Raw genomic sequence first — 20211 nt, forward strand, 5'->3', positions numbered from 1 at the left:
GATAAATGAGAACGATAGACGATTTTACAGTTCCTAAAGAATATGAGGCACCTATTGAAAAATTGTTGAAAAAAATAGTTAGAAGCCTTGTAGATAAAGAGATTATGCCTTATAGAAGAACGTTCGACGAAGAATGGAGACATAACCCACGTATAGAATCCTTTTATCAGAAGTTGTTTGTAGATATAGGTGCGCAAAGGTTTCTATGGCCAGCAGAGTATGGAGGATGGAATGTTGGCGGATCAAATTGGATAGGTACTGCGGCTTATGTGGTAATGGAAGAAATAGCTAGAGCTGATACCGGATTAGCTGTCGCATTTGGTTGTGGAATTGGTTGGTCAAATTTTATGATAGCATTCTTGCCGATGAGAAGGAACGAGAGGTTGCTTGAAGAGATCTCTAATCTATATACAAAAAGCGATAAACCTGTAATAGCTTGTATGGCCATGACCGAGCCACAAGGAGGATCTGATATAGAAAATACTGAGATAGAACATGGAAGAACCATACAGACGACAGCAGAATTGGATGGTAACGAATGGGTAATAAACGGGCATAAGCTCTGGCCTACAAACTCTGCAGAAGCAGATCTCTATGGTGTTATCTGTACAACAAAAAGAGGATCGACGGACGATCGTGATTTAGCTGTAATAATGGTTCCGGCAGATAAACCGGGGGTTAAAAGGGGAGAACCATATCATAAAGCTGGTATGGCGGCTGATTTGAATACAGATATCTGGTTTGATAATGTAAGAGTTCCTGATTATTATAGAGCTTGTGGACCTGGAGAGGATATGGTATTCTTCAAGTCTACTTTAGATAATATAGGCGTCCTTGGATCTATAAGTTATTGTGTAGGAGCAATGAAGAATGTTTATGAGATTTTGAAAGAGTACGTTTCTAAAAAGACGTATCATGGAAGACCGTTGAAAGAGAATGATGCGATTGCAGGCGTCTTGTCAGATATTACAGCAAAAATAGAGGCATCCCATTTAATGGCTCGCCAATTTGCCCGAATGATCGATAGACCTGATCAATATGGGTCTTATTTTAGTTCAGAGATCCGTGCAAAATCAAGAGCAACAAAACTTTTCGTATGTGAGAGATGTAACGAAGTTTGTAGCGAAGCTATGGATATTTTAGGGATACACGGATACGATAGAGATCATGATATAGAAAAACAATGGAGAGATGTAAAAATGATACAGCTCTGGATGGGGGGCAAACAAATTTGTGAGATGGAGACTGCAAGATGGTTCTATGAGTGTGAGACTTTGTAAGTGATAAAAATGGATGAAAAAGAGATAGAAATAAAAAAAGGAGAGAAAGGGATTATCGATTTGGTAGACAGAATTTTAGCAGATATAATAGCTACGCCTTTCGTAAAACAGATATTAAGAGAGATTTTAAGTGAGATAGATCCAAAATCCGCATCAAAATTGATTAGAACACTTATATGGGGAGATATAGAGGTTCTTGCGGATATAGGAGGAGCGATTATCCCGCTTGTAAATACTATCGGTGAGGTACTCAATGAATTAGGTAAAACTCTACAAAGAAGTCTTCCTACTACGATACTTTCAAGTATAGATATAGGAAGTATAATAAGGGAAATAGATATAGACACAATCGTTGAAGGTATAAATAGCATATTGACTTTCCTTTCATCTCTTCTCGAAAAAGATACAAAAATGCTTTCTGATATTATATCTGGTTTTGTTTATGATCTTCTATCTTCAATAGATGATGAAACATTGGGAAGAACGATCGGAGATATTATAAAAATTGGAATTCCTGCTCTGGTTAATCCGAAAATGATAGGTTTATTATTTAATAATCTCTTAAAATTAATAAAAGGATTGCTTGAGAGTGTGAAGATAGGTGATCTACTATCCGGTCTTATAGAGTCAGTTCTTCCAAAGGACAAAGGATTCAGTCCTTTACTTGAGGCTCTAACCAAGATGTTTGATTCTTTATTCGGCACTCCCACTTAAATAGGAGGTGATAAGATGTCAAAAAGTCTTATATCAGTATTGGACAAGATTTTAGAGATCGCAGAGAGGATAAGAGACATGTTGATAGATTTGCTTCCGCCTATGCTTAAAGATCTGCTGAAATCCTTGGTGGAGGCTGGACTCTGCCCGATCAGTTTGACAAGAAGGGTTGTGAACTCTTTGGGTGGATTGATGGGGGTAAATCTGTAATGCAAATTTTAATCTTGAAAGTAAAAGAGAAGTAAAAACATGAGGTAATAAGATGGTAAAATATAAAGAAAGATTAGAGGAACAAAAGGTATTCATCGATGGGGAATGGACGACTGCTTCTAAAGGAGATACTTATAGCATAATAAACCCGTCTACCGGAAAAACGTTCGTAGAGTGCCAGAAATGTGATGTTGAGGATACAAAAAGAGCGATAGACGCAGCAAGGGATGCTTTCGACAACGGACCATGGCCAAACATGTCGATTAAGGAAAGGAGTGAGATTCTCTATAAGGTATCTGATATGGTAGCAAAGAAGACTTGGGATCTTTCCAAAATGGATGCTTGTTGCAACGGAGTTCCTGTATTGCAACACATCGTAACGATTTTGGATATGAGTCCAAATTTCAAGTACGTCTGCACAAGGGCAGAAGATCTAGCTAAGCCGAATAGAATATATGGCGAATTTCCGATCGATCAGATAGTTTTGAGGGAACAAGATGGAGTTGTAGCTCTAATAACACCTTGGAACGTTCCATTTTGGCAGATGGCACTGAAATTGCCGGCGGCATTGATAAGCGGAAACACTGTTGTCTTCAAACCAGCAAGCCAGACTCCTTTATCTGCCATAGAGATCGCAAGAATGTTCGAGAGGGCGGGTCTGCCGAAAGGTGTATTCGACGTGGTTACAGGTCCGGGATCTGTAGTAGGAGCTGAAATGGCTAAGAGCGAGAAGGTAGATCATATAGCATTCACTGGTGAGACAACAACTGGAAAGGATATCGTAAAAAACGCGATCGGTAATCTTAAGAAGGTGACGTTGGAGCTTGGAGGAAAGTCTCCAAATATAATCTTCGACGACTTTCCGGTTGAAGAGGCGGCAAGAATGGCAGCGATGGGCGTATCTCTTGCAAACGGTGAAGAATGTTTTGCAGGAACTAGAGTCCTTGTACAGGATAAAATATACAAAGAGGTTGCAAAGAAGACTGCAGAGATATATGGGTCTTTGAACGTCGGTAATGCCCTCTCCTTAAAGACGAACATAGGACCACTCGTTACGGAAGAACAGATGAATAAGGTTCTTGGATACATAGAATCAGGTAAAGAAGAAGGTGCGACCTTATTGTGTGGTGGTTATAGGTTAAAAGAGGAAGAATTGAAAGACGGATTCTTTATTGCCCCGACGGTATTCAGCGACGTTAGGAACGATATGAAGATTGCAAGAGAAGAGATATTTGGTCCTGTCATATCGATAATACCTTTCTCGACCGAAGAAGAGGCGATAAAGATTGCGAACGATACGATATACGGTCTTGCTGGTGGAGTAATGACTAAAGATAAAGAGAGAGCGATAAGAGTCGCCAGAAGAATAAAGGCAGGTAACATATTCGTGAATACGTGGCACATGACATCTTCTGATATGCCTTTTGGAGGATATAAGCAGAGTGGATGGGGAAGATTGGCATCTGAGGAAGGCATTAAAGAGTTCACGCAGATAAAGAGCATATATGCCGATTGGCACGGTCTGACAAAATGGCTTATGAAGGCGATGTTACTGCATTGAGGTGATCTAAATGAGAGATGAGAATTTGTTAAGGGATGAGTTGGTCGTTCCTTTTTTGAATAGTCAGCAATTGATGGATCTCGTGGGTGCTATATATAAGACAAGTCTGACACAAAAAGCACTAGAACCAGTACTCGAATTGCTCGTTCCATTCATAGAAGCAATCTTATCACCGGAAACAGTAGGATATCTGCTTGAATGGCTGGATTCCCCAGATTATGATAAGGTAATGGATGATATACTCCATATAGTAATCCTTGCATTCAATAATCTAGCACCATCGAAAGGAATTCTCTAATATACATCAATATCTATTATAGTATTATTTCCTTTTTTATATTTTAAATTTGAGATTTGATGCTGTATTTTAATAATCAATTTTAAAGATCGTTATTTTTCTCCTTTTTATAATCAAAGGTATATAAAATGCTTCTCTAAGCATGTTTCTTTAGGTTTTCCATGAATATTCAATACAGCATTTATCCTTAGCTTGCTCGCTGTGCTCAAAAATAGAAGATTTGCGTCTATATTCATTAAAATATAAAGATTTTATTATTATAAATAACGAAATCTTTATATAAAATAACGAAATTTTTATATAACATATAAATAAAAAATAAAGGAGGATAGATAATGGGTTTATTAGATGGAAAGGTTGCCATTGTGACAGGTGCAGGAAGAGGTATTGGAAGAGAACACGCACTGGCTTTGGCGAAAGAGGGGGCAAAGATAGTAATTAACGATGTTGGCACGGCGAGAGATAAGATGACGGAAGATAAAACGCCTGCAGAAGAAGTTGTAAATGAGATAAAAAAGATCGGTAGTGATGCCGTACCAGATTATACAAACGTGGCAGATTATAACGCTGTTAAAAAGATGATCGATAACACTATTGCTACATTCGGTAGATTGGATATTCTTGTCAATAATGCAGGAATATTAAGAGATAGAATGCTGGTTAATATGAGCGAGGAAGAATGGGATGCTGTTATAGCAGTCCATTTAAAAGGGACGTTCAATTGTACTAGACATGCTGCAGCTTATTGGAGAGAAGAATCCAAAGCAGGAAGACAGGTATCTGCAAGCGTGATCAATACTGCATCTGATGCAGGATTAATAGGAAATCCAGGACAGACAAACTATGGGTCTGCAAAAGCTGGTATTGCTGCTTTCTCTATAATAGCCGCGGCGGAACTTGGAAGATATGGAGTAAGAGTAAATTGTATCGTTCCTCAGGCAAGAACAAGGCTTACAGTGGAGACACCCGGGGTTATAGGTGCAATGATGGCAGAAAAACCGGAGGAGGGAAAACTGGATATATTCGGTCCTGAGAACGTAGCTGCCTTGGTTGTTTATCTGGCAAGTGATGAGGCAAAGGATATAACAGGCCGAGTCTTTCATGTGATGGGAGGAAGGATAGATCTGTTGGAAGGATGGCATCCAATAAAGACTATAAGGAAAGAAGATACAAATTGGAACGTTAAAGATATGCTATCCAGAATGAAAGAACTTATGGAAGGAGTAGAGCCAGAGGATCTTGGAACGAAGATGGCAATGTTCTTAATGTAAGATCTCAAAAGAATAAGTATTTAGATATAAAAGAAGATAGTGTGATAAAAATGGTAAATTTAGATGCTCTTGGAAGAGAGTCCGAACCTATCGAGTATGAATATACATGGAAGGATGTGGTTCTCTACGCTCTCGGAATCGGTGCTGGCAACGAAGATCTAAATTTTGTCTATGAGACAGATCTAAAGGTTTATCCGACATTCGCAGTGATACCGCCATTTCCTGCAATGGCATGGTGTTTTGGCGAGGCAGACTTGAATCTTGTTATGCTTCTTCATGCAGGACAGAAGATCGTGCTTCACAAGGAGATCCCAACGGAAGGTAGACTTACTACGATTGCTAAGATCTCTAATATATACGATACAGGAAGACACTCTATAACATATGCTGATGCAGAGACAAGAGATAGTAATGGCGATCTTATCTTTACAAACACATTCTCCATCTTAGTTCGAGGTGATGGGGGATTTGGCGGTAAAAAACCACCAAAAGCTGGTAATATTCCACCAGAAGGAGTTGAGCCTGATTTCAGAGAAGAGATGCATATACCACCGAATCAGAATTTGATATATCGTCTATCTGGAGATCTTAATCCATTACATATAGATCCGGAGTTTGCAAAGGCAGCTGGATACGATAGGCCGATATTACATGGATTATGTACATATGGCTTTGCAGGAAGAGCTGTTCTTAAACACCTTTGTGATAACGATCCTAATAGATTTAAGTCGTTTGAAGTGAGGTTCTCGAATGTAGTTTATCCTGGCGATACGATCGTAACTGAAGGCTGGAAGGTAAGTGATAAAGAGTATATAATTCAGACCAAAAATCAAGACGGCGTCGTTGTTCTCTCGAATGCTATGGTAGAATTATGGTAAGATAATCTTTTGTTAAACTTAAATCGGATTTAGGTTGATACCGAAGCATGGTAAACGGTAATCTTCCACTCTTTCTATTTTTTGTTTATCAATATATTGTTTTATATCGATAAAATTTAAATATTTGAATATAAAATATAAAAATTAGAAAGTTAAAAATATTGGGAGGTTAAAAATCAAAAATTAAGATGATCGTATGGATGATGCTATAAGAATCGAGTTAAAACCTAATCGGGATTGTTGTATCGAATGTATGGCAAAAAAGATCTATTGGAAGATCGTAGATGAGTATATTTTATCCGAAATAGACGATCCATATATCGAAAGGAGGATAGAATTACTAGAAAAATTTTTAGAGACTGCAGATATAGGACATCTAAGATCTGTAACAGAGAAAATATTTGCAGATGGAAGGCAGCCTATTGTTGTATTGAAAAAAGAGAACGGTGAAGATGATATAAAGATAGATATTATATCAAAATAAAAGTTTATTCAAAAAGGATGACAAAAGAAAGATAGATGGTTTTTATATTATTTGCCCATTCTTCAAAAAAAAGATGTTTTTAGCAATTTCGATATTATGGCACAGCCTATGCAAAAATTATCCAAAATATTTTTCCATTATAAAATCCCTTATTATTTTAGCGGCTAACATTGCTGTCTCACCATTAGAATCGTATTTAGGAGACACTTCCACTATATCAAATAGATAGACATCTTTAGAGAAACTCGAGACTATCTCTCTTACTTGGTTCGGATTAAGCCCATAAGGTTCTGGATTCCCCACACCTGGCGCCAGCATACAATCTAACGCATCCATATCGAGCGACAAATATATCTTCTTTCCTTCAGCCTTATCTTTGATATCCGATACAATCTCTTTTAGATCACCATTCTTTAGATCGTCAGAAGAATATAATGGTATGTTATTCTTTTGTATAAACTTGTATTCATCTTTTGATCCGCTTCTCTGTCCTATGAGTGCGATATCATTATTAAACTTCTCGAATACTCGCCTAGATACACAAGCATGGCTAAACTTGTTATCTTTATATCGATCTCTCATATCTAAGTGAGCATCGACCACTATAAAAAAGGTGTCATCTTTGAATTTTTCTTTAAATACGCCAGAAGAGTAGATTGTTATAGAATGTTCTCCTCCTATTATTATAGGAAGTTTATCGTCATATAAAATCTGGTTTGTAGATTTTCTAACCTCTCTTGCGACATCTTCTACCGTAGATACATTTAGATCTCCCAGATCACATAAAGATACCTCTGTGATCTCTGAATCGTACTCAAGATAATACGTCTCGAAGTTATAACTTGCCTCTCTTATGTAGACTGGTGCTTCTCTTGTACCATCTCTGAAAGAGACAGTCTTATCAAAAGGAACACCTATTATTACGACATCTGCATCTTCATACTTGTGATCCGCATCTGCAAAGTTCATAGTTACCACTTTATTGAATATCCAATTTGCGTTTTCCTAAGGATTCTAGATACATAACCTCTTTTCCTTGCTCAATCTTCTCTTTATATTCATCTTTTAATGGTAATTCGAACGTCTCATAGGTTTCCATGTCCATCAGCTGGACCGTATCCTTAGTTACGGATAAAACCTGTGCAGTCTTTCTTTCAACGATCGGTACATATATTTTAGCAGTTACTGGTTGAACAATCGATCTTTTTTGACCGTCGAATATTCCAATAACATCCATTCTTGCCTTTGCAGCACCGTGTTTTCCAGGTTTAGATGATGTTATATTCATAATAACACAAGGTTCGTCATCCACTATCACGTATCCACCTTTTTTTAATGTTCTTACCTCTGTCTGTCTTTTATCCATATGATCCCTCTTATTCAAGTTTCAAGATATAAAACTAATCATCTTGTGGTATAAAATATATCCTTCGACGGCTTTTTTTAATGCAGAAGGATATTTTTTTGATAGGTATATAAGAAAATCATTCGCTGTCGAGTTATTAACCGCATTTAATACCTCTAAGAGTTCTCTTCTCGACTCTCTGCTGTTTTTTGCCACCTCAAAAGATAGATGAAGAGATTTATCAGAAAGATGATCGATTAAATATGGCGAAACGGATCCTATTAATAGACCGTTTCCAAGTTCTACATAAGAAGGAACACCTTTTTCTGATAATCTATCTTTACTTACCAAATTTTTGAAATATTCTCTTTTATAAGAATGTAATTCGATATATATGTCTGGTTTAATCTTTTTGATCAGTTCTATAACTATCGAACCTTCCGATTCGTAGTATCTATGATTTAGAGTACTAATATATCTGCCTTTGCTTATTACAGGAACTTTATATACAGATCCAATATCAGGATTGCTTAAACGAAAGAGAAGATCGGATGTATATCTCCATTCGTCACCATGCAATCCAGCTATAAACAATCTTCTCGGTCTGCCAAATCCAACCTGATACAAATTTATATCAGCCAATAAAAAGTCTCCTTTGCTAGAAAGATTGCACCTTTTGCCACCATATCTTCATCTTTTAAAATTATCACTTCGGTATCAAACTCTGGCAAGATATAATCCCTCAACATCTCTTCAACAACTTTTTTATCGAAGTTCATGCCGATACCCCCACCAAAAACGATTGCATTCGGATCGAGAACCAGTATGAGATTTGCAATACTCTTTATAAAGATATCGACCTCTCTCAATCTATAAAATTCTTCTATATTCTCTCTCATTACCTCTTTAATCGGTTTTTTAAATTGTTCTTCTAAAGACCAGCCTGAAAAATAAGATTCAAGATGTCCTCTTCCTCCGCAAGAGCAGATTCTCCCTTTTTCAATGACTATATGTGCTAGTTCTCCCGCCAATCCTTTACCTCTATATATCTTTCCATCTATTACGATTCCACAGCCTATTCCTGTCCCTACAGTTATACATACGATATTTTTTATTTTACTATCTGCCAATAACTTATAAAAACCGTATGCAAAACAATTTGCATCGTTTTCCAATATATAAGGAGCTGTAAGATCAAATTTAATCGTACCGTTTATATTAGGTGTTTTTATAATTCTACCATCTTTAACCCAACCGGCTATTCCTATACCTATCGCGTTTATACCGTAAGATTCAACTATCCTATTTATTCTTCCAGATAATCCTTCTATGTTCTTCTGGCTTGATAAAATTTTATCCAAAACTCTAAAGTCCTCACAATCGTATAAAACAAGTCTTGTATTAGTTCCGCCTATATCAATCCCTAAAATCATAACGTTATATTTGTTTGTACTATTCTTATCTAAAACAGCTCCAATAATCTTTTAATATACGTTTTAATCCTCTTACAGTCTCTTTTGCACTATCCAGCACGTCTCTTCTCCTTCGTCTTAAAACTTCTTCGTATATCTTCGGTTCTCGTATATTCGTTATATCTATATCGGCCATCGCAGCTATGATGCCAAGATTTACATACGGTAATCCTCCCTCTACTCCATATCCTCCCTCTAAAAGAGCAACTAATCTACCTTTGCATAATTTATCTGATAATATAACAGCATCTTTCATCATTTCTGCATAACCTCTCGATGTAAGCGCTAAATTTGTCAAAGGGTCTGTAAAATGATTATCCTGCCCTGCAGATATAGCAATAAAATCTGGTCTGAACTCTTCCACGAGAGGGATATAGATCTCGTCGAGGGCTAATCTGTATACATCATCCGATGCGCCAGGGAGGACTGGAATACATATATTGTATCCTTTTCCTTCACCTACACCTATCTCATCTATAAACCCGCTACCAGGATATAGAGTCCTGCCATCCTGATGGATCGATATATACAAGACGTTTGGGTCATCATAAAAGATCGCTTGAGTGCCATCCCCATGATGTGCATCCCAATCTAATATAGCGGCTCTTTTAATCGTTCTTCTCTTTATCATATTCTTTATCATAATCGCCATATTGTTCAAATAACAGAATCCTGCTCCGTTATCAGGCTTTGCATGATGTCCTGGGGGCCTTATCAATGCAAAAGAATTTTTTACGCTCCCATTAAATACTTTCTCCGCGGCGGTTAGTGCTCCACCAGCAGACCAGATCGCACTATCGTATGACCCAACAGGAACACTAGTATCGAGATCTATTATTCCTCCCTTCTCAGACATACTCTTCAATCTTTCTATGTATCTTGTTGTATGAACGGAGAGTATCTCTTCCAAAGTTGCTCTTCTCGGGTTTATAATTTCTATTTTTGGGTCTTCTAAGATTCCTTCTTCTCTCAGTTGATCTATAGTATACTCCAATCTTTCACGTCTTTCGGGATGTGTAGGACCCTGTTCGTGCTTTAAATAATAATCGTGATAGACGATTCCTGTCTTCATGATTTGACCTCGCTCGATATTCCAGGGTTTATTTGGACTATACAATCTGATATCTGACCAGATTTATACCATCCTCTAATTATATTATAAGAATTAAAGTAGAGAAGATCTACGTCTTTAACATCCTCTTCAACCGCTCCGTATCTTAGCGCTAGAGATCTGACTTTATTCTTCGCAATATCTATAATCTCTTCTCTAGATAAAGATCTGGCATCGTCTTTTATCCTCTCAACCGTACCGTTCCAGATTATTCTCCCTCTTTCTGTATCTATCCGCTGATATAGCATAAGAGATATCCTAGATACAGCGGCACCGATCGCGTTAGCAACTTCTGCAAATTTAGGAACAATATAACTACAATTAAGTCTCTCACTTATCATTGGTGCCAGATATTTTCCAAGATAACCTGTACAGATGATCTTAGACGGATTTCCAGATTCTTTAGATATCAGATCGATGGCTTTTTCTACTAAACTCTCTGCAAGGTTTCTATAATTGTTAGAGATCATCTTCATAGCGGATATAGATCGATTATAATCACCTATCTTTTCACCTATACAGTTTAAAAGATCGGTCAAGGTTATATACTCCCCCTTAAACGCTACTGCGTTCCCTTTTCTCTTTAGACCTATTCTATTCGAGCTAAAATCTATATACGAATCACCGCCGATAGGTACTACCCATGTATCTACGCTCCTTATAAGCGTCTTGTACCCGCATAATTCTATATTTTCTACTAATTTGGGTTTCCCATCGATTAATTCAATAAAATCCGTAGTTGTTCCGCCTATATCTATAACCAATCCATTTTTCTCCCCTGTTAGATAGTATGCTCCCAATGCAGCTGTTGCAGGGCTTGAATTTACGAGATCCAAAGGGTTTTTGATCGCTAAATTATGAGGAATGATGCCACCATCTCCTTTGAAATAATAAAAGGATGACGAATAATTTTCTATAGCTTTGGTAAGGTCTTCAATAGATCTTTTAACCTTCGCGTTCAATATAGTCGTGTTTATACGTCTTGGAAATGACAATCCTTGAATATCGCTCCCAAGAGCAATATTTGTACTATCATAATAGTTTAATGCAATATTTAGAATTTTTTCTTCCAATGAAGGGTTTCTATTCGAAAATTTTCCTACTACTGCAAGATTGTCTTTTTTATTTAAAAGTTTTCCTACGACCTCTTCTACCACGATATCCTCGACAATATCACCACGGTGGTTTATGCATCCTTCTATATTTGTACCGAAATTTGAAAAATTTAAACCAGGACCTGCCATGATAAGAGTCTTTGTCTCTCCTCCTTTTTTTTCATACAACAAGTTCAGTGGTAGAGATGAACTAACCACAGTTCTACTCGTTTTAGCAACACCCAGCTTCTTCAATGCTTCTATTATACTGCCCCACTCGTTTGGAATTTTAAAATAGTCTATAATTCCATCCTCTATCTTGACCGCATCAGTATTTGTCCCGCCGACATCTATTCCAATAAACTTCATTTATACATCCTTTTTATGTTGAATCTTATTCTTAGTTTTTGATATGTTTTAATTAAATTTATTAAAAATTGGAAAAAATAAGTTGGTATCCTATTTTAACGTTGTTTTAAAAACGGCAAATTTTTTTCCAGATGTGCCACAGATTGGGCAACGGTCTACGGGCTCTCCTTTGACGGTATAACCACAAACAGGACAGATAGATATCGTATCCACGTCTATATCTTTATTCTGTTTTACTGAATCTTTAGACTCTTTATATATTATTTCATGAATTTTTTCCGCCTCAAGCGCATAATAGGTATTTTTTTCGGCATCTTTCTCGTTTTGTAATTTTGCTGTATTGTTGAATACAGGATACATCTCGTTTACTTCATAATTTTCACCGTTGATACATTCCTGTAAGTTTTCTTCTGTCTTTTTCACATTGCCAAGGGATTTATAATGATTTCTGGCATGAACCAGTTCTGCAAAAGATATAGCTCTGAACAGATTAGCAATATTCGGAAAACCTTCCTTCTCTGCAACCTCGGAAAAGATCTGGTACTTCATATGTGCCATCGATTCTCCCGCAAATGCCTCTTCTATAAACTTTTTTGTCATCTCTCTCTCTATCTTCATTCAATTAAAACCTCCTTTAATCTTATTATGACCGATATTTAAATAAGTTTCTATATTTTTTAGACCTTTAAATATTGTCACCTGCTTTATTTGATTTATCATTGGTTAATGGTCTCTCAATAGATATCTTATTGCACTCTTCTACACATTTAAGACATCTTATACAATTGGGAGAATTAGGGCTTTTGTATACTTTTATATTCATCGGACAGACTCTTTCACATCTGCCACACTTTGTACAACCGTCATCCACCCTTAATCTGAAACCACTTATCTTATTAAAAAGACCTAAAATAGCTCCAAGTGGACAAAAAAGTTTGCAGAAAGGCCTACTAAATATGAACATCGTTAAAATTATTGCAATTAAAATACCTATCTTTATCCAGAAGAAGAGGTTTATATCGAGATTCAATAACAGGACTGTTGGTATTCCAGCCTCTAATGTTCCTACAGGGCAGATCATACAGAAAAATGGTACAGCCATAAAAATAGGCAGCAAAATAACAATTCCTAAGAATATATATTTTATAATACCGTATCTCTCAGGAATAACCCTTTTTTTAAAGAAGGGTATCTTTATCTTATATAATAAATCTTGGATAAATCCAAAAGGACATGCCCATCCACAACTAAATCTGCCAAACAATGAGCCAATGCTTCCTAAAACTCCTACTGTATAGAAAGGAACTGCACCAATACCTATAAAATATTGGAGAGTCCCGATTGGGCAGGAAAAAACGGCTAATGGGCATGAATAACAGTTCATTATAGGAAACGGAAAGAACATGAGGTGTTTTAGAAACAAAGAGTTCGCCAATATCATGAAAGATATCTGCACTTTTGTTCTTAGCGAACCGATCTTCTTCCCGATATTTTTTAACATTTCACATATTATAATAATTTTATTGTTATCTTATGATCTGTCGTATAGAAATCACTTTATTCCGATACAGTAGGTACATAACACCTGGGCATGGTTGAACACCATAATATGCTCCTCTTGAATCATTCCGTATACTAAAAAGATTAAAAATAGAGGTAATCCAACCATCCAGTACTTTTTATTGCTGAGATTCATGCGATCTTTAACGATATTTAGATTTTTTGAAAATTTTAAAGCATGTTAAGTAAGTCATCCACTATTTTGTTAAAATCCTCTATACTTCTCTCCCCTTCAATCCTATATACCTCGTTGCCTTGAGAATTTGCAAATATTACTGTTGGAACTGGCATAGGCATAAAACCCCCTAAAAATCCACCTTTTTTATATTTATCAACTATATCTTTCTCTTTATCAGCATCTACTTTGATACAGACAAAATTATTGGCTAATTTTTCTGCCATCCTCTCATCCATAAATACGTTCTGTTCTAAATTTCTACAATGAGGGCACAAATCCGTCGTAAAATAGATCATTACAGGTTTATTTTGGTTTTTAGCTAATATCATTCCTTCATCATAAGTATACCAATTGATTGATTTGTTTGATGCTGTTTCTGCCACAGATGAGACAAATATACTACCTGACAATAACAACAAAAACAAGGATACTACTGCTATCTTCTTTATCATTTCAACCCCTTTAATATGGATCAACATTAGACTTAAATATAAATTTTCCCTTTAATAAGACAAGAATATTAAAATTTAACTTACCGCCGAGAAGTCCCCTTGCGAAAGCTGGGAATAAAGGGAAAAGTATATAAGTAGTAGAATAATATATTATGTATGTACCGATGGGATAGAGGGAATTTACGCTTGTGGAGATCGAGAATTGCAATAGCGAGGGGTAGTTCACATACTCTAATTTTCATATAAATAATAAAGGAGGTATCTTATGCTTATAGGTGTAATATCGGATACACATGCGGATACAATAAGAGATGTCGATCATAGAATTATAGATGCATTGAAAGATGTAGATCTGGTAGTTCATGCTGGGGATATAACATCTATCGATGTCTTAAATGAGTTAAAATTAGTAAAAGATGTTGTAGCGGTAAAAGGTAATATGGATTCTTTAGATATAAAAAAGATCTTACCAGATACGGAAAAAATAGAGATAGATGGCAAGAAGATACGTGTTATACATGGTTGGGGAGCACCGTTTGGATTAGAATATAAACTACTGAAACGGTTTGATGATGTCGATGTAATAATTTATGGGCATACCCATATACCTATGAACAAAATTATAAACAATACCCTTCTTTTCAATCCAGGAACTGCAAGAAAATCTTACGGATTGCTAAACATAGATAATGGTGAGATACGAGGTGATATTATCAAATTATGAACGATTTTAATAATAATTCTTTGGATAAAACGCTCGATGAAAAAATAAAAAAGACCGCAGAGTTAATCAAAGATTCAAAATCTATCGTTGCCCTAACTGGTGCAGGAATGTCAACAGAATCTGGAATTCCAGATTTTAGAAGCCCTGGAACAGGTATATGGGAAAAAATCGATCCAATGAAGTTTGCAAGTATAGACTCTTTTATAAAAGGATTAGATCTTGATGAATTAATAAATCTTATCTCTGATCTGGATATCACAAGTATATTTACCTCAGAACCTAATGAAGGACATAAAGCATTGGCAGAATTAGAAACGATAAATAAACTTGAGGGGATCATCACACAAAACGTGGATATGCTACATCAAAAAGCAGGATGCAAGAATGTCATAGAGATACATGGATCGATGAAGACCGCAAGTTGTCTTCGTTGCAATAAAAAGATAGAATTTGATGAATTTTTGGCAGAAACAATAGAACAACAGAAGATTCCACCAAAATGCCCTTGCGGAGGCATAATAAAACCAGATGTCGTATTTTTTGGCGAGATGTTACCAAAAAAAGCCCTTTCAAGATCTATCGAATATGTAAGCAGATGTGATATGTTACTTGCTATCGGTTCTTCATTAGTAGTCTATCCTGTATCGAGCCTTCCAAGGTTGGCAAAAGAGCATGGAGCAAAACTTGTAATAATCAACATCGAGAAGACACCATACGATAACGTTGCGGATGTAGTGATTCATGGAAAGATAGGTACGGTTCTGCCAAGGGTGGTAAAAGAAGTAAAAAGATTGATGAAATAGCTCATTTTATATTATTATAAAGATGTTACCTTATTCGTTACTTCTCGCCATTTTTTATGCCCATTCCAAAGAGTCCATCCGTCCCCTATCATACCACATAACAAAGGTAATGGTGTTCCGATAAATGTTACACAGCCGCATCCAACAATTATCTTTTTAAAGATACTCAGGTTATCGATCAATGATAGAGGATCTGCAAACCAATCCGTATCTTCACTGATTTTTTTGTTGTTAGGTGGTCTTATCAGCCTCTCAAAGACACCATAAGCAATTTCCATCGTCCAATATATCCAATGTCTCAACGGTGAAGATCTACCCTCTGCTTTGGTCTCTTTATGTATTATTGCATTATAAAGCTCGTCTGATGTTTTTCCGTTGAATATTGTGAATGCGTTACCAATCATTTTAGGTGAATGCGCATCACTTCCACCAACATTTGAAAAATAGTTGGCAAACAATTTTTTAGCCAATTTATTTACGTATGGATCGATATGTGCTCCGTTTAATACCTCTACGCCATCGATAGGCAGGCCTCTTGCTCTCCAGCCAATACTTGGGCAAAAATAACTGAAAGGGTGAGGTACAATAGCTAAACCACCTTGTTCATGGATCAGATCGATTGTCTCCTCCACTTTAAGCTTAGGTGGGATTCGCTCATTTAAAAAAATTCCAAGAATCTCACCAGATGCGGTAGTGATCTCTTCCCCGATTACGACATCTATATCTAACTTACCAGTTTTAGCATATTTTTGTCCTCTGATCGCGCCATCTATCTCATTATGATCTGTGATACATAAAACATCTATATTTTTTTCTATTGCCTTATCTACCATCTTATCCGGTGTAGCAACCGACTCTGGATATTTTAAAAAATGAAATAATTGGCTGAAACCAGAATAACATGTGTGGGAATGAATATCTGCTATACCGATCTTATCTTCACAAATCTTCGGTTTGTGAGCTACGAACCTTTGATTCGTAACTTTACTTTTACTCAGTCTCATTTGATATACAATCTCAATAGGCAATCAATAATATATAAAGATTTCTAATTTGTATATAAAAAAAAAGAGATTTTTATATTTAATGATTTGATATATAAATAACTGCCAAATTTTACGAACTCTTATATATCTTTTATAAATAGTTATATATCATCAAAATAAGCCATATAACTGATCTAAAGATTTAAAAATACTAAAATTAATCGATAAATTGATGTGATAAAGATTATGTAACAAATAGATATGATACCTATGAATAAAAGGAATACATATATTATTATATTCATTATTTTAATCATTTTTATATCTATTTTATCCACACTATTTGTTATACCGGTCAAAACCACAGAAACAAGGAGCTATATGGATACTTTTGTAACAATAAGTGTAGAAAGTACTCTTTTTAACAAAAAAAATGCAAATAGAGTGATAAATGAAGCATTTTCTGAGATCGAGAGGATAGAAGACGTTTTATCGTTTTATAATAAGGATAGCGTTATCTATGCTCTCAATACTAAAGGATACTTAACAGAAGAAGAGATCACTCCTGAGTTAGAGTATCTCATCAAAAAATCAATATACTATTCAAAACTCTCTGACGGTGCATTCGATGTAACGATACATCCTATCTTAGAATTATGGAAAAAAGGACTATGGAAAGAGGATTTAGAGATGCAAAACAGAATAATAAAAGATGAACTCAGCCAGATCGGCTATGAAAAGATAACAATAGATAAGAAGATGATCTTTCTTGATGGAGTACAGATCGACCTTGGTGGTATAGCTAAAGGTTATGCGGCAGATAGAGCATTAAAAATAATGCGAGATGGGGGATTTGATAGAGCGCTTGTCAATATTGGCGGAGATATGGCAGCTGGAGATGGTGTTTGGAAGGTTGCCCTTACCGATCCTGATGACTCAAATAACTATTTAACATCTTTTAATATCTCAAATAAAGCAATAGCAACATCAGGAAACTATGAACGATATTTTGATCCTTCAAAGAAAGTTCATCATATAATCGATCCAAGAACGGGGTATCCTGCCTCAGAACTTATAAGTGTGACTGTGATTGCGGATGAATGTATCGATGCTGATGCATTAGCAACGGCTGTTTTCGTATTAGGCCCAGAAGAAGGGTTGAATTTGGTAAATTCTCTAAATGATGTGGAAACTTTAATAATCGATAAAAATAGAAACATCTATAGATCAGATAATCTAAGCAGGTTTGAAGATCTGCAGTTATATCACTCCAACAACGGATACGAACCATCCTCATCATGGTCTTCTTTACCGACTAACGGCGGATTAAATACACATATTAATCTTAAATCCTCAGTGGTAGCACGCAGATAATGTTTATCGTGATTATTTAACGCATACATAACACCATCGTATAATGGATAAATCTTGTTATTCTCAATATCTTCTATCTCTCCAACCCCACCAACACAATATACCGCTTCTAAATGATTTTTATACCAGATAAAAGTCTCAGTCCCCGCAAAAATAATAGTTTCGTGAAAAGAGAAACCCATTCCATCATCTTTTAGTAGAAATCTTCTGGAGATCCAAGTCCCTTTCTTTGCATATATCTCTCTATCTGTTCCTTTTATATATTCAACACTTCTAACTATCATTTTTTCCCTCCAGTATCTCATCGATCGATTCATCGATTATATCCAATCCTTTCATCAATAGATCATTTTCTATCACTAAAGGCGGTAAAAACTTTAATACTTCATCGTTTGGTCCGGCCAATTCGATTATCAAACCTTTTTCAAAGGCTTTTTTTGATACTAATGACGCAAAATTTTTATCTTTGCATTCTAATCCGTATATCATCCCTCTACCTCGAACGGCTAATTCTAATTGAGGATATTTGTCTACGATCTCAACCAATCGTTCGTGTAACATCTTTGATTTGTTCTCTACTGCCAACGATAGGTCATCTGTAGTCCAATAATAATCTAAAGCCTTTGTGGAAGCAACAAATGCTAAATTATTGCCTCTAAACGTTCCTGTATGTTCTCCTGGTCTCCATTGATCTAATTCAGGTTTAAATAATATAAAAGCCAGCGGTAATCCGCAACCTATCGATTTAGACACCGTTATTACGTCTGGATATATATTTGCATCCTCAAAACTGAAAAATTTTCCAGTTCTACCATTACCTACCTGGATATCATCGACAATTAATAATATATCGAACTCCCGGCATAGATCTTCCAACTCTTTTAACCATTCAAAAGAGGCAACATTTACGCCTCCTTCTGCTTGTACTGTCTCAACTATAACCGCTGCAGGTAAGTCTAATCCACTACTTGGATCTTCTAAATATTTCCTAAAATAGTTTATGGTATCTACATCATCACCAAAATATTTATCATAAGGCATGAAAAAGACGTTACATCTGCTTATGTAAGCCTCGTCTCTATAAAAAGCATTCCCTGTTATAGCTAGAGATCCCATGGTTAAACCATGAAAACCATTGGTGAACGCTACTACGTTAGATCGCCTTTTTACAATACGTACGAGTTTTAATGCTGTCTCAACTGCGTTTGTACCTGTAGGACCTGTAAATTGGATTTTATAATCCATGTTTCTGGGTTGTAAAATTGTATCGACAAATTTTAATATAAAATCCTTTTTTGCGGTTGTTGCCAAGTCAAGCCCGTGCATGATTCCATCCGATTTTATATAATCAACTAGAGCATCGTTTATTATATCATTGTTATGCCCATAGTTTAAAGCACCTGCACCTGCAAAAAAATCGATGTATTCTTTATCCTGTTCATCATACAGTAAAGAACCTTTTGCCTTCTTGAATATAGTGGGAAACGATCTTATATATCCTCTTACTTTTGACTCATAATCTCTAAAAACTCTCATATATCTCATCCTTTTTTTAATTTAATTCTATATATAATCTCTTTTTCATGATCGAAAGGTAAAAAATCCTCTTTTTTAAAATAGTCCATACAAGAAAACTCACTTTTGAAGAAAGATGCCAAACTTTTAAAAAAGATATTCGAATCTATATTACTTGGTGTTACCGTTGCTTCTATAAACTCGATGTCTTTATTCTCTTTTCTGTTGATTATACTATTCACCATCTTTTTTGCTAAACCTCTGCCCTGTACTGTTTTATCAGTACATATCTGCCAGATAAACAGTGTATTTATTTTACAAGGTATTCTGTAACCAGCAATAAACCCTAAAACTCGACCATCTTTATTTAACATAACTACTGATGTATCTCTAAAATGTGTCGTAAAGAGCAGGTATGCATAGTATGTATTAAGTTCTAGAGGCGGTGAATTTTTTACTAGATTGTATATCTGATAAGCATCCTTTTTTTTAGGTTTCCTAAAATGAACCAGATTTTCTGATATACTCATCT

General features: G+C 35.8%; 24 protein-coding genes. 11 read left to right on the forward strand and 13 right to left on the reverse strand.

Annotated elements, in window-relative coordinates; genetic code table 11:
* Positions 1-5: 5 nt before the first annotated feature.
* The 8 genes from LPC15_RS06520 to LPC15_RS06555 all read left to right on the forward strand — a co-directional run bounded on the left by LPC15_RS06520 (position 6) and on the right by LPC15_RS06555 (position 6696).
* Positions 6-1280, forward strand: a complete 1275-nt coding sequence (locus tag LPC15_RS06520; RefSeq protein WP_229234575.1) for an acyl-CoA dehydrogenase family protein — start codon at positions 6-8, stop codon at positions 1278-1280.
* 9 nt (positions 1281-1289) lie between these two features.
* On the forward strand, positions 1290-1994 hold the full coding sequence (locus LPC15_RS06525; RefSeq protein ID WP_229234577.1) for a hypothetical protein: 705 nt from the start codon (positions 1290-1292) through the stop codon (positions 1992-1994).
* A 15-nt stretch (positions 1995-2009) separates the two neighbouring features.
* Positions 2010-2204, forward strand: coding sequence for a hypothetical protein (locus LPC15_RS06530; protein WP_229234579.1), 195 nt, complete (start codon positions 2010-2012; stop codon positions 2202-2204).
* Positions 2205-2256: 52 nt separating this feature from the next.
* Positions 2257-3765 carry an aldehyde dehydrogenase family protein gene (locus LPC15_RS06535; RefSeq protein ID WP_229234580.1) on the forward strand — a complete coding sequence of 503 codons (1509 nt, stop codon included), beginning with the start codon at positions 2257-2259 and terminating at the stop codon, positions 3763-3765.
* Positions 3766-3775: 10 nt separating this feature from the next.
* Positions 3776-4063 carry a hypothetical protein gene (locus tag LPC15_RS06540; RefSeq protein ID WP_229234581.1) on the forward strand — a complete coding sequence of 96 codons (288 nt, stop codon included), beginning with the start codon at positions 3776-3778 and terminating at the stop codon, positions 4061-4063.
* A 335-nt stretch (positions 4064-4398) separates the two neighbouring features.
* Positions 4399-5334 carry an SDR family oxidoreductase gene (locus LPC15_RS06545; RefSeq protein ID WP_229234582.1) on the forward strand — a complete coding sequence of 312 codons (936 nt, stop codon included), beginning with the start codon at positions 4399-4401 and terminating at the stop codon, positions 5332-5334.
* Positions 5335-5384: 50 nt separating this feature from the next.
* The gene (locus LPC15_RS06550; protein ID WP_229234583.1) at positions 5385-6212 is read left to right on the forward strand and encodes a MaoC/PaaZ C-terminal domain-containing protein; all 828 of its coding nucleotides are present in this window, start codon (positions 5385-5387) and stop codon (positions 6210-6212) included.
* Between the two features lie 196 nt (positions 6213-6408).
* A complete protein-coding gene (locus LPC15_RS06555; protein WP_229234584.1) occupies positions 6409-6696 on the forward strand; it encodes a hypothetical protein in 288 nt (95 codons plus the stop codon).
* Between the two features lie 117 nt (positions 6697-6813).
* On the opposite strand, the gene speB is transcribed toward LPC15_RS06555, so the two are convergent.
* The 9 genes from speB to LPC15_RS06600 form a co-directional block, all read right to left on the reverse strand.
* Positions 6814-7665 (reverse strand): agmatinase, encoded by an 852-nt coding sequence (gene speB, locus LPC15_RS06560; RefSeq protein WP_229234586.1) that lies wholly within the window; start codon positions 7663-7665, stop codon positions 6814-6816.
* A gap of 10 nt (positions 7666-7675) precedes the next feature.
* Positions 7676-8062, reverse strand: coding sequence for a translation initiation factor IF-5A (locus LPC15_RS06565; RefSeq protein ID WP_229234587.1), 387 nt, complete (start codon positions 8060-8062; stop codon positions 7676-7678).
* Between the two features lie 21 nt (positions 8063-8083).
* Entirely contained in the window at positions 8084-8683 is a 600-nt protein-coding gene (locus LPC15_RS06570; RefSeq protein ID WP_229234589.1) for a DUF2119 family protein, read from the reverse strand.
* Positions 8671-9474, reverse strand: coding sequence for an ROK family protein (locus LPC15_RS06575; protein ID WP_229234592.1), 804 nt, complete (start codon positions 9472-9474; stop codon positions 8671-8673). Before LPC15_RS06575 ends, LPC15_RS06570 begins: the two co-directional genes overlap by 13 nt.
* Before the next feature lie 25 nt (positions 9475-9499).
* On the reverse strand, positions 9500-10585 hold the full coding sequence (locus LPC15_RS06580; protein WP_229234594.1) for a histone deacetylase: 1086 nt from the start codon (positions 10583-10585) through the stop codon (positions 9500-9502).
* Entirely contained in the window at positions 10582-12087 is a 1506-nt protein-coding gene (locus LPC15_RS06585; RefSeq protein ID WP_229234599.1) for a hydantoinase/oxoprolinase family protein, read from the reverse strand. The genes LPC15_RS06580 and LPC15_RS06585 overlap by 4 nt, the downstream gene beginning before the upstream one ends.
* A 90-nt stretch (positions 12088-12177) precedes the next feature.
* On the reverse strand, positions 12178-12705 hold the full coding sequence (locus LPC15_RS06590) for a rubrerythrin family protein (RefSeq protein ID WP_229234600.1): 528 nt from the start codon (positions 12703-12705) through the stop codon (positions 12178-12180).
* Between the two features lie 67 nt (positions 12706-12772).
* Positions 12773-13588, reverse strand: coding sequence for a 4Fe-4S binding protein (locus LPC15_RS06595; RefSeq protein ID WP_229234602.1), 816 nt, complete (start codon positions 13586-13588; stop codon positions 12773-12775).
* 230 nt (positions 13589-13818) lie between these two features.
* A complete protein-coding gene (locus LPC15_RS06600; protein ID WP_229234603.1) occupies positions 13819-14277 on the reverse strand; it encodes a thioredoxin family protein in 459 nt (152 codons plus the stop codon).
* A gap of 265 nt (positions 14278-14542) precedes the next feature.
* Here LPC15_RS06600 and LPC15_RS06605 point away from each other — a divergent pair, with 265 nt between their 5' ends.
* Positions 14543-15001 (forward strand): metallophosphoesterase family protein, encoded by a 459-nt coding sequence (locus LPC15_RS06605; protein ID WP_229234604.1) that lies wholly within the window; start codon positions 14543-14545, stop codon positions 14999-15001.
* Positions 14998-15804 carry an SIR2 family NAD-dependent protein deacylase gene (locus LPC15_RS06610; protein ID WP_229234606.1) on the forward strand — a complete coding sequence of 269 codons (807 nt, stop codon included), beginning with the start codon at positions 14998-15000 and terminating at the stop codon, positions 15802-15804. Before LPC15_RS06605 ends, LPC15_RS06610 begins: the two co-directional genes overlap by 4 nt.
* Positions 15805-15818: 14 nt before the next feature.
* Here the strand turns inward: LPC15_RS06610 and LPC15_RS06615 are convergent, their stop codons facing one another.
* Complete coding sequence (locus LPC15_RS06615) at positions 15819-16808, reverse strand: PHP domain-containing protein (protein WP_229234608.1); 990 nt, start codon at positions 16806-16808, stop codon at positions 15819-15821.
* 363 nt (positions 16809-17171) lie between these two features.
* On the opposite strand from LPC15_RS06615, the gene LPC15_RS06620 reads away from it, so the two are divergent.
* Complete coding sequence (locus LPC15_RS06620; RefSeq protein ID WP_229234609.1) at positions 17172-18164, forward strand: FAD:protein FMN transferase; 993 nt, start codon at positions 17172-17174, stop codon at positions 18162-18164.
* On the opposite strand, the gene LPC15_RS06625 is transcribed toward LPC15_RS06620, so the two are convergent.
* Genes LPC15_RS06625 through ectA form a run of 3 tightly spaced genes read right to left on the reverse strand, consistent with a single transcriptional unit; the run spans position 18056 to position 20209 of the window.
* Positions 18056-18448, reverse strand: a complete 393-nt coding sequence (locus LPC15_RS06625) for an ectoine synthase (protein WP_229234610.1) — start codon at positions 18446-18448, stop codon at positions 18056-18058. The two genes, LPC15_RS06620 and LPC15_RS06625, sit on opposite strands and share 109 nt — an antisense overlap.
* Positions 18438-19700, reverse strand: a complete 1263-nt coding sequence (gene ectB / locus LPC15_RS06630; protein WP_229234611.1) for a diaminobutyrate--2-oxoglutarate transaminase — start codon at positions 19698-19700, stop codon at positions 18438-18440. The genes LPC15_RS06625 and ectB overlap by 11 nt, the downstream gene beginning before the upstream one ends.
* A 5-nt stretch (positions 19701-19705) precedes the next feature.
* Positions 19706-20209 (reverse strand): diaminobutyrate acetyltransferase, encoded by a 504-nt coding sequence (ectA, locus tag LPC15_RS06635; protein ID WP_229234612.1) that lies wholly within the window; start codon positions 20207-20209, stop codon positions 19706-19708.
* Between the last annotated feature and the right edge of the window lie 2 nt (positions 20210-20211).

The organism is Candidatus Methanoliparum sp. LAM-1 (genome assembly GCF_020885915.1).
Taxonomy (GTDB): domain Archaea; phylum Halobacteriota; class Methanoliparia; order Methanoliparales; family Methanoliparaceae; genus Methanoliparum; species Methanoliparum thermophilum.

Excerpts from the sequence above, each read along its gene's own strand:
- LPC15_RS06520 (WP_229234575.1), top strand. The coding sequence starts at position 6 with ATGAGAACGATAGACGATTTTACAGTTCCTAAAGAATATGAGGCACCT.
- speB (WP_229234586.1), bottom strand. The coding sequence starts at position 7,665 with ATGAACTTTGCAGATGCGGATCACAAGTATGAAGATGCAGATGTCGTA.
- ectA (WP_229234612.1), bottom strand. The coding sequence starts at position 20,209 with ATGAGTATATCAGAAAATCTGGTTCATTTTAGGAAACCTAAAAAAAAG.
- LPC15_RS06590 (WP_229234600.1), bottom strand. The coding sequence starts at position 12,705 with ATGAAGATAGAGAGAGAGATGACAAAAAAGTTTATAGAAGAGGCATTT.
- LPC15_RS06540 (WP_229234581.1), top strand. The coding sequence starts at position 3,776 with ATGAGAGATGAGAATTTGTTAAGGGATGAGTTGGTCGTTCCTTTTTTG.
- LPC15_RS06575 (WP_229234592.1), bottom strand. The coding sequence starts at position 9,474 with ATGATTTTAGGGATTGATATAGGCGGAACTAATACAAGACTTGTTTTA.
- LPC15_RS06610 (WP_229234606.1), top strand. The coding sequence starts at position 14,998 with ATGAACGATTTTAATAATAATTCTTTGGATAAAACGCTCGATGAAAAA.
- LPC15_RS06585 (WP_229234599.1), bottom strand. The coding sequence starts at position 12,087 with ATGAAGTTTATTGGAATAGATGTCGGCGGGACAAATACTGATGCGGTC.
- LPC15_RS06600 (WP_229234603.1), bottom strand. The coding sequence starts at position 14,277 with ATGATAAAGAAGATAGCAGTAGTATCCTTGTTTTTGTTGTTATTGTCA.
- LPC15_RS06605 (WP_229234604.1), top strand. The coding sequence starts at position 14,543 with ATGCTTATAGGTGTAATATCGGATACACATGCGGATACAATAAGAGAT.
- ectB (WP_229234611.1), bottom strand. The coding sequence starts at position 19,700 with ATGAGAGTTTTTAGAGATTATGAGTCAAAAGTAAGAGGATATATAAGA.
- LPC15_RS06620 (WP_229234609.1), top strand. The coding sequence starts at position 17,172 with ATGGATACTTTTGTAACAATAAGTGTAGAAAGTACTCTTTTTAACAAA.
- LPC15_RS06530 (WP_229234579.1), top strand. The coding sequence starts at position 2,010 with ATGTCAAAAAGTCTTATATCAGTATTGGACAAGATTTTAGAGATCGCA.
- LPC15_RS06565 (WP_229234587.1), bottom strand. The coding sequence starts at position 8,062 with ATGGATAAAAGACAGACAGAGGTAAGAACATTAAAAAAAGGTGGATAC.
- LPC15_RS06545 (WP_229234582.1), top strand. The coding sequence starts at position 4,399 with ATGGGTTTATTAGATGGAAAGGTTGCCATTGTGACAGGTGCAGGAAGA.
- LPC15_RS06615 (WP_229234608.1), bottom strand. The coding sequence starts at position 16,808 with ATGAGACTGAGTAAAAGTAAAGTTACGAATCAAAGGTTCGTAGCTCAC.
- LPC15_RS06535 (WP_229234580.1), top strand. The coding sequence starts at position 2,257 with ATGGTAAAATATAAAGAAAGATTAGAGGAACAAAAGGTATTCATCGAT.
- LPC15_RS06595 (WP_229234602.1), bottom strand. The coding sequence starts at position 13,588 with ATGTTAAAAAATATCGGGAAGAAGATCGGTTCGCTAAGAACAAAAGTG.
- LPC15_RS06550 (WP_229234583.1), top strand. The coding sequence starts at position 5,385 with ATGGTAAATTTAGATGCTCTTGGAAGAGAGTCCGAACCTATCGAGTAT.
- LPC15_RS06555 (WP_229234584.1), top strand. The coding sequence starts at position 6,409 with ATGGATGATGCTATAAGAATCGAGTTAAAACCTAATCGGGATTGTTGT.
- LPC15_RS06525 (WP_229234577.1), top strand. The coding sequence starts at position 1,290 with ATGGATGAAAAAGAGATAGAAATAAAAAAAGGAGAGAAAGGGATTATC.
- LPC15_RS06625 (WP_229234610.1), bottom strand. The coding sequence starts at position 18,448 with ATGATAGTTAGAAGTGTTGAATATATAAAAGGAACAGATAGAGAGATA.
- LPC15_RS06580 (WP_229234594.1), bottom strand. The coding sequence starts at position 10,585 with ATGAAGACAGGAATCGTCTATCACGATTATTATTTAAAGCACGAACAG.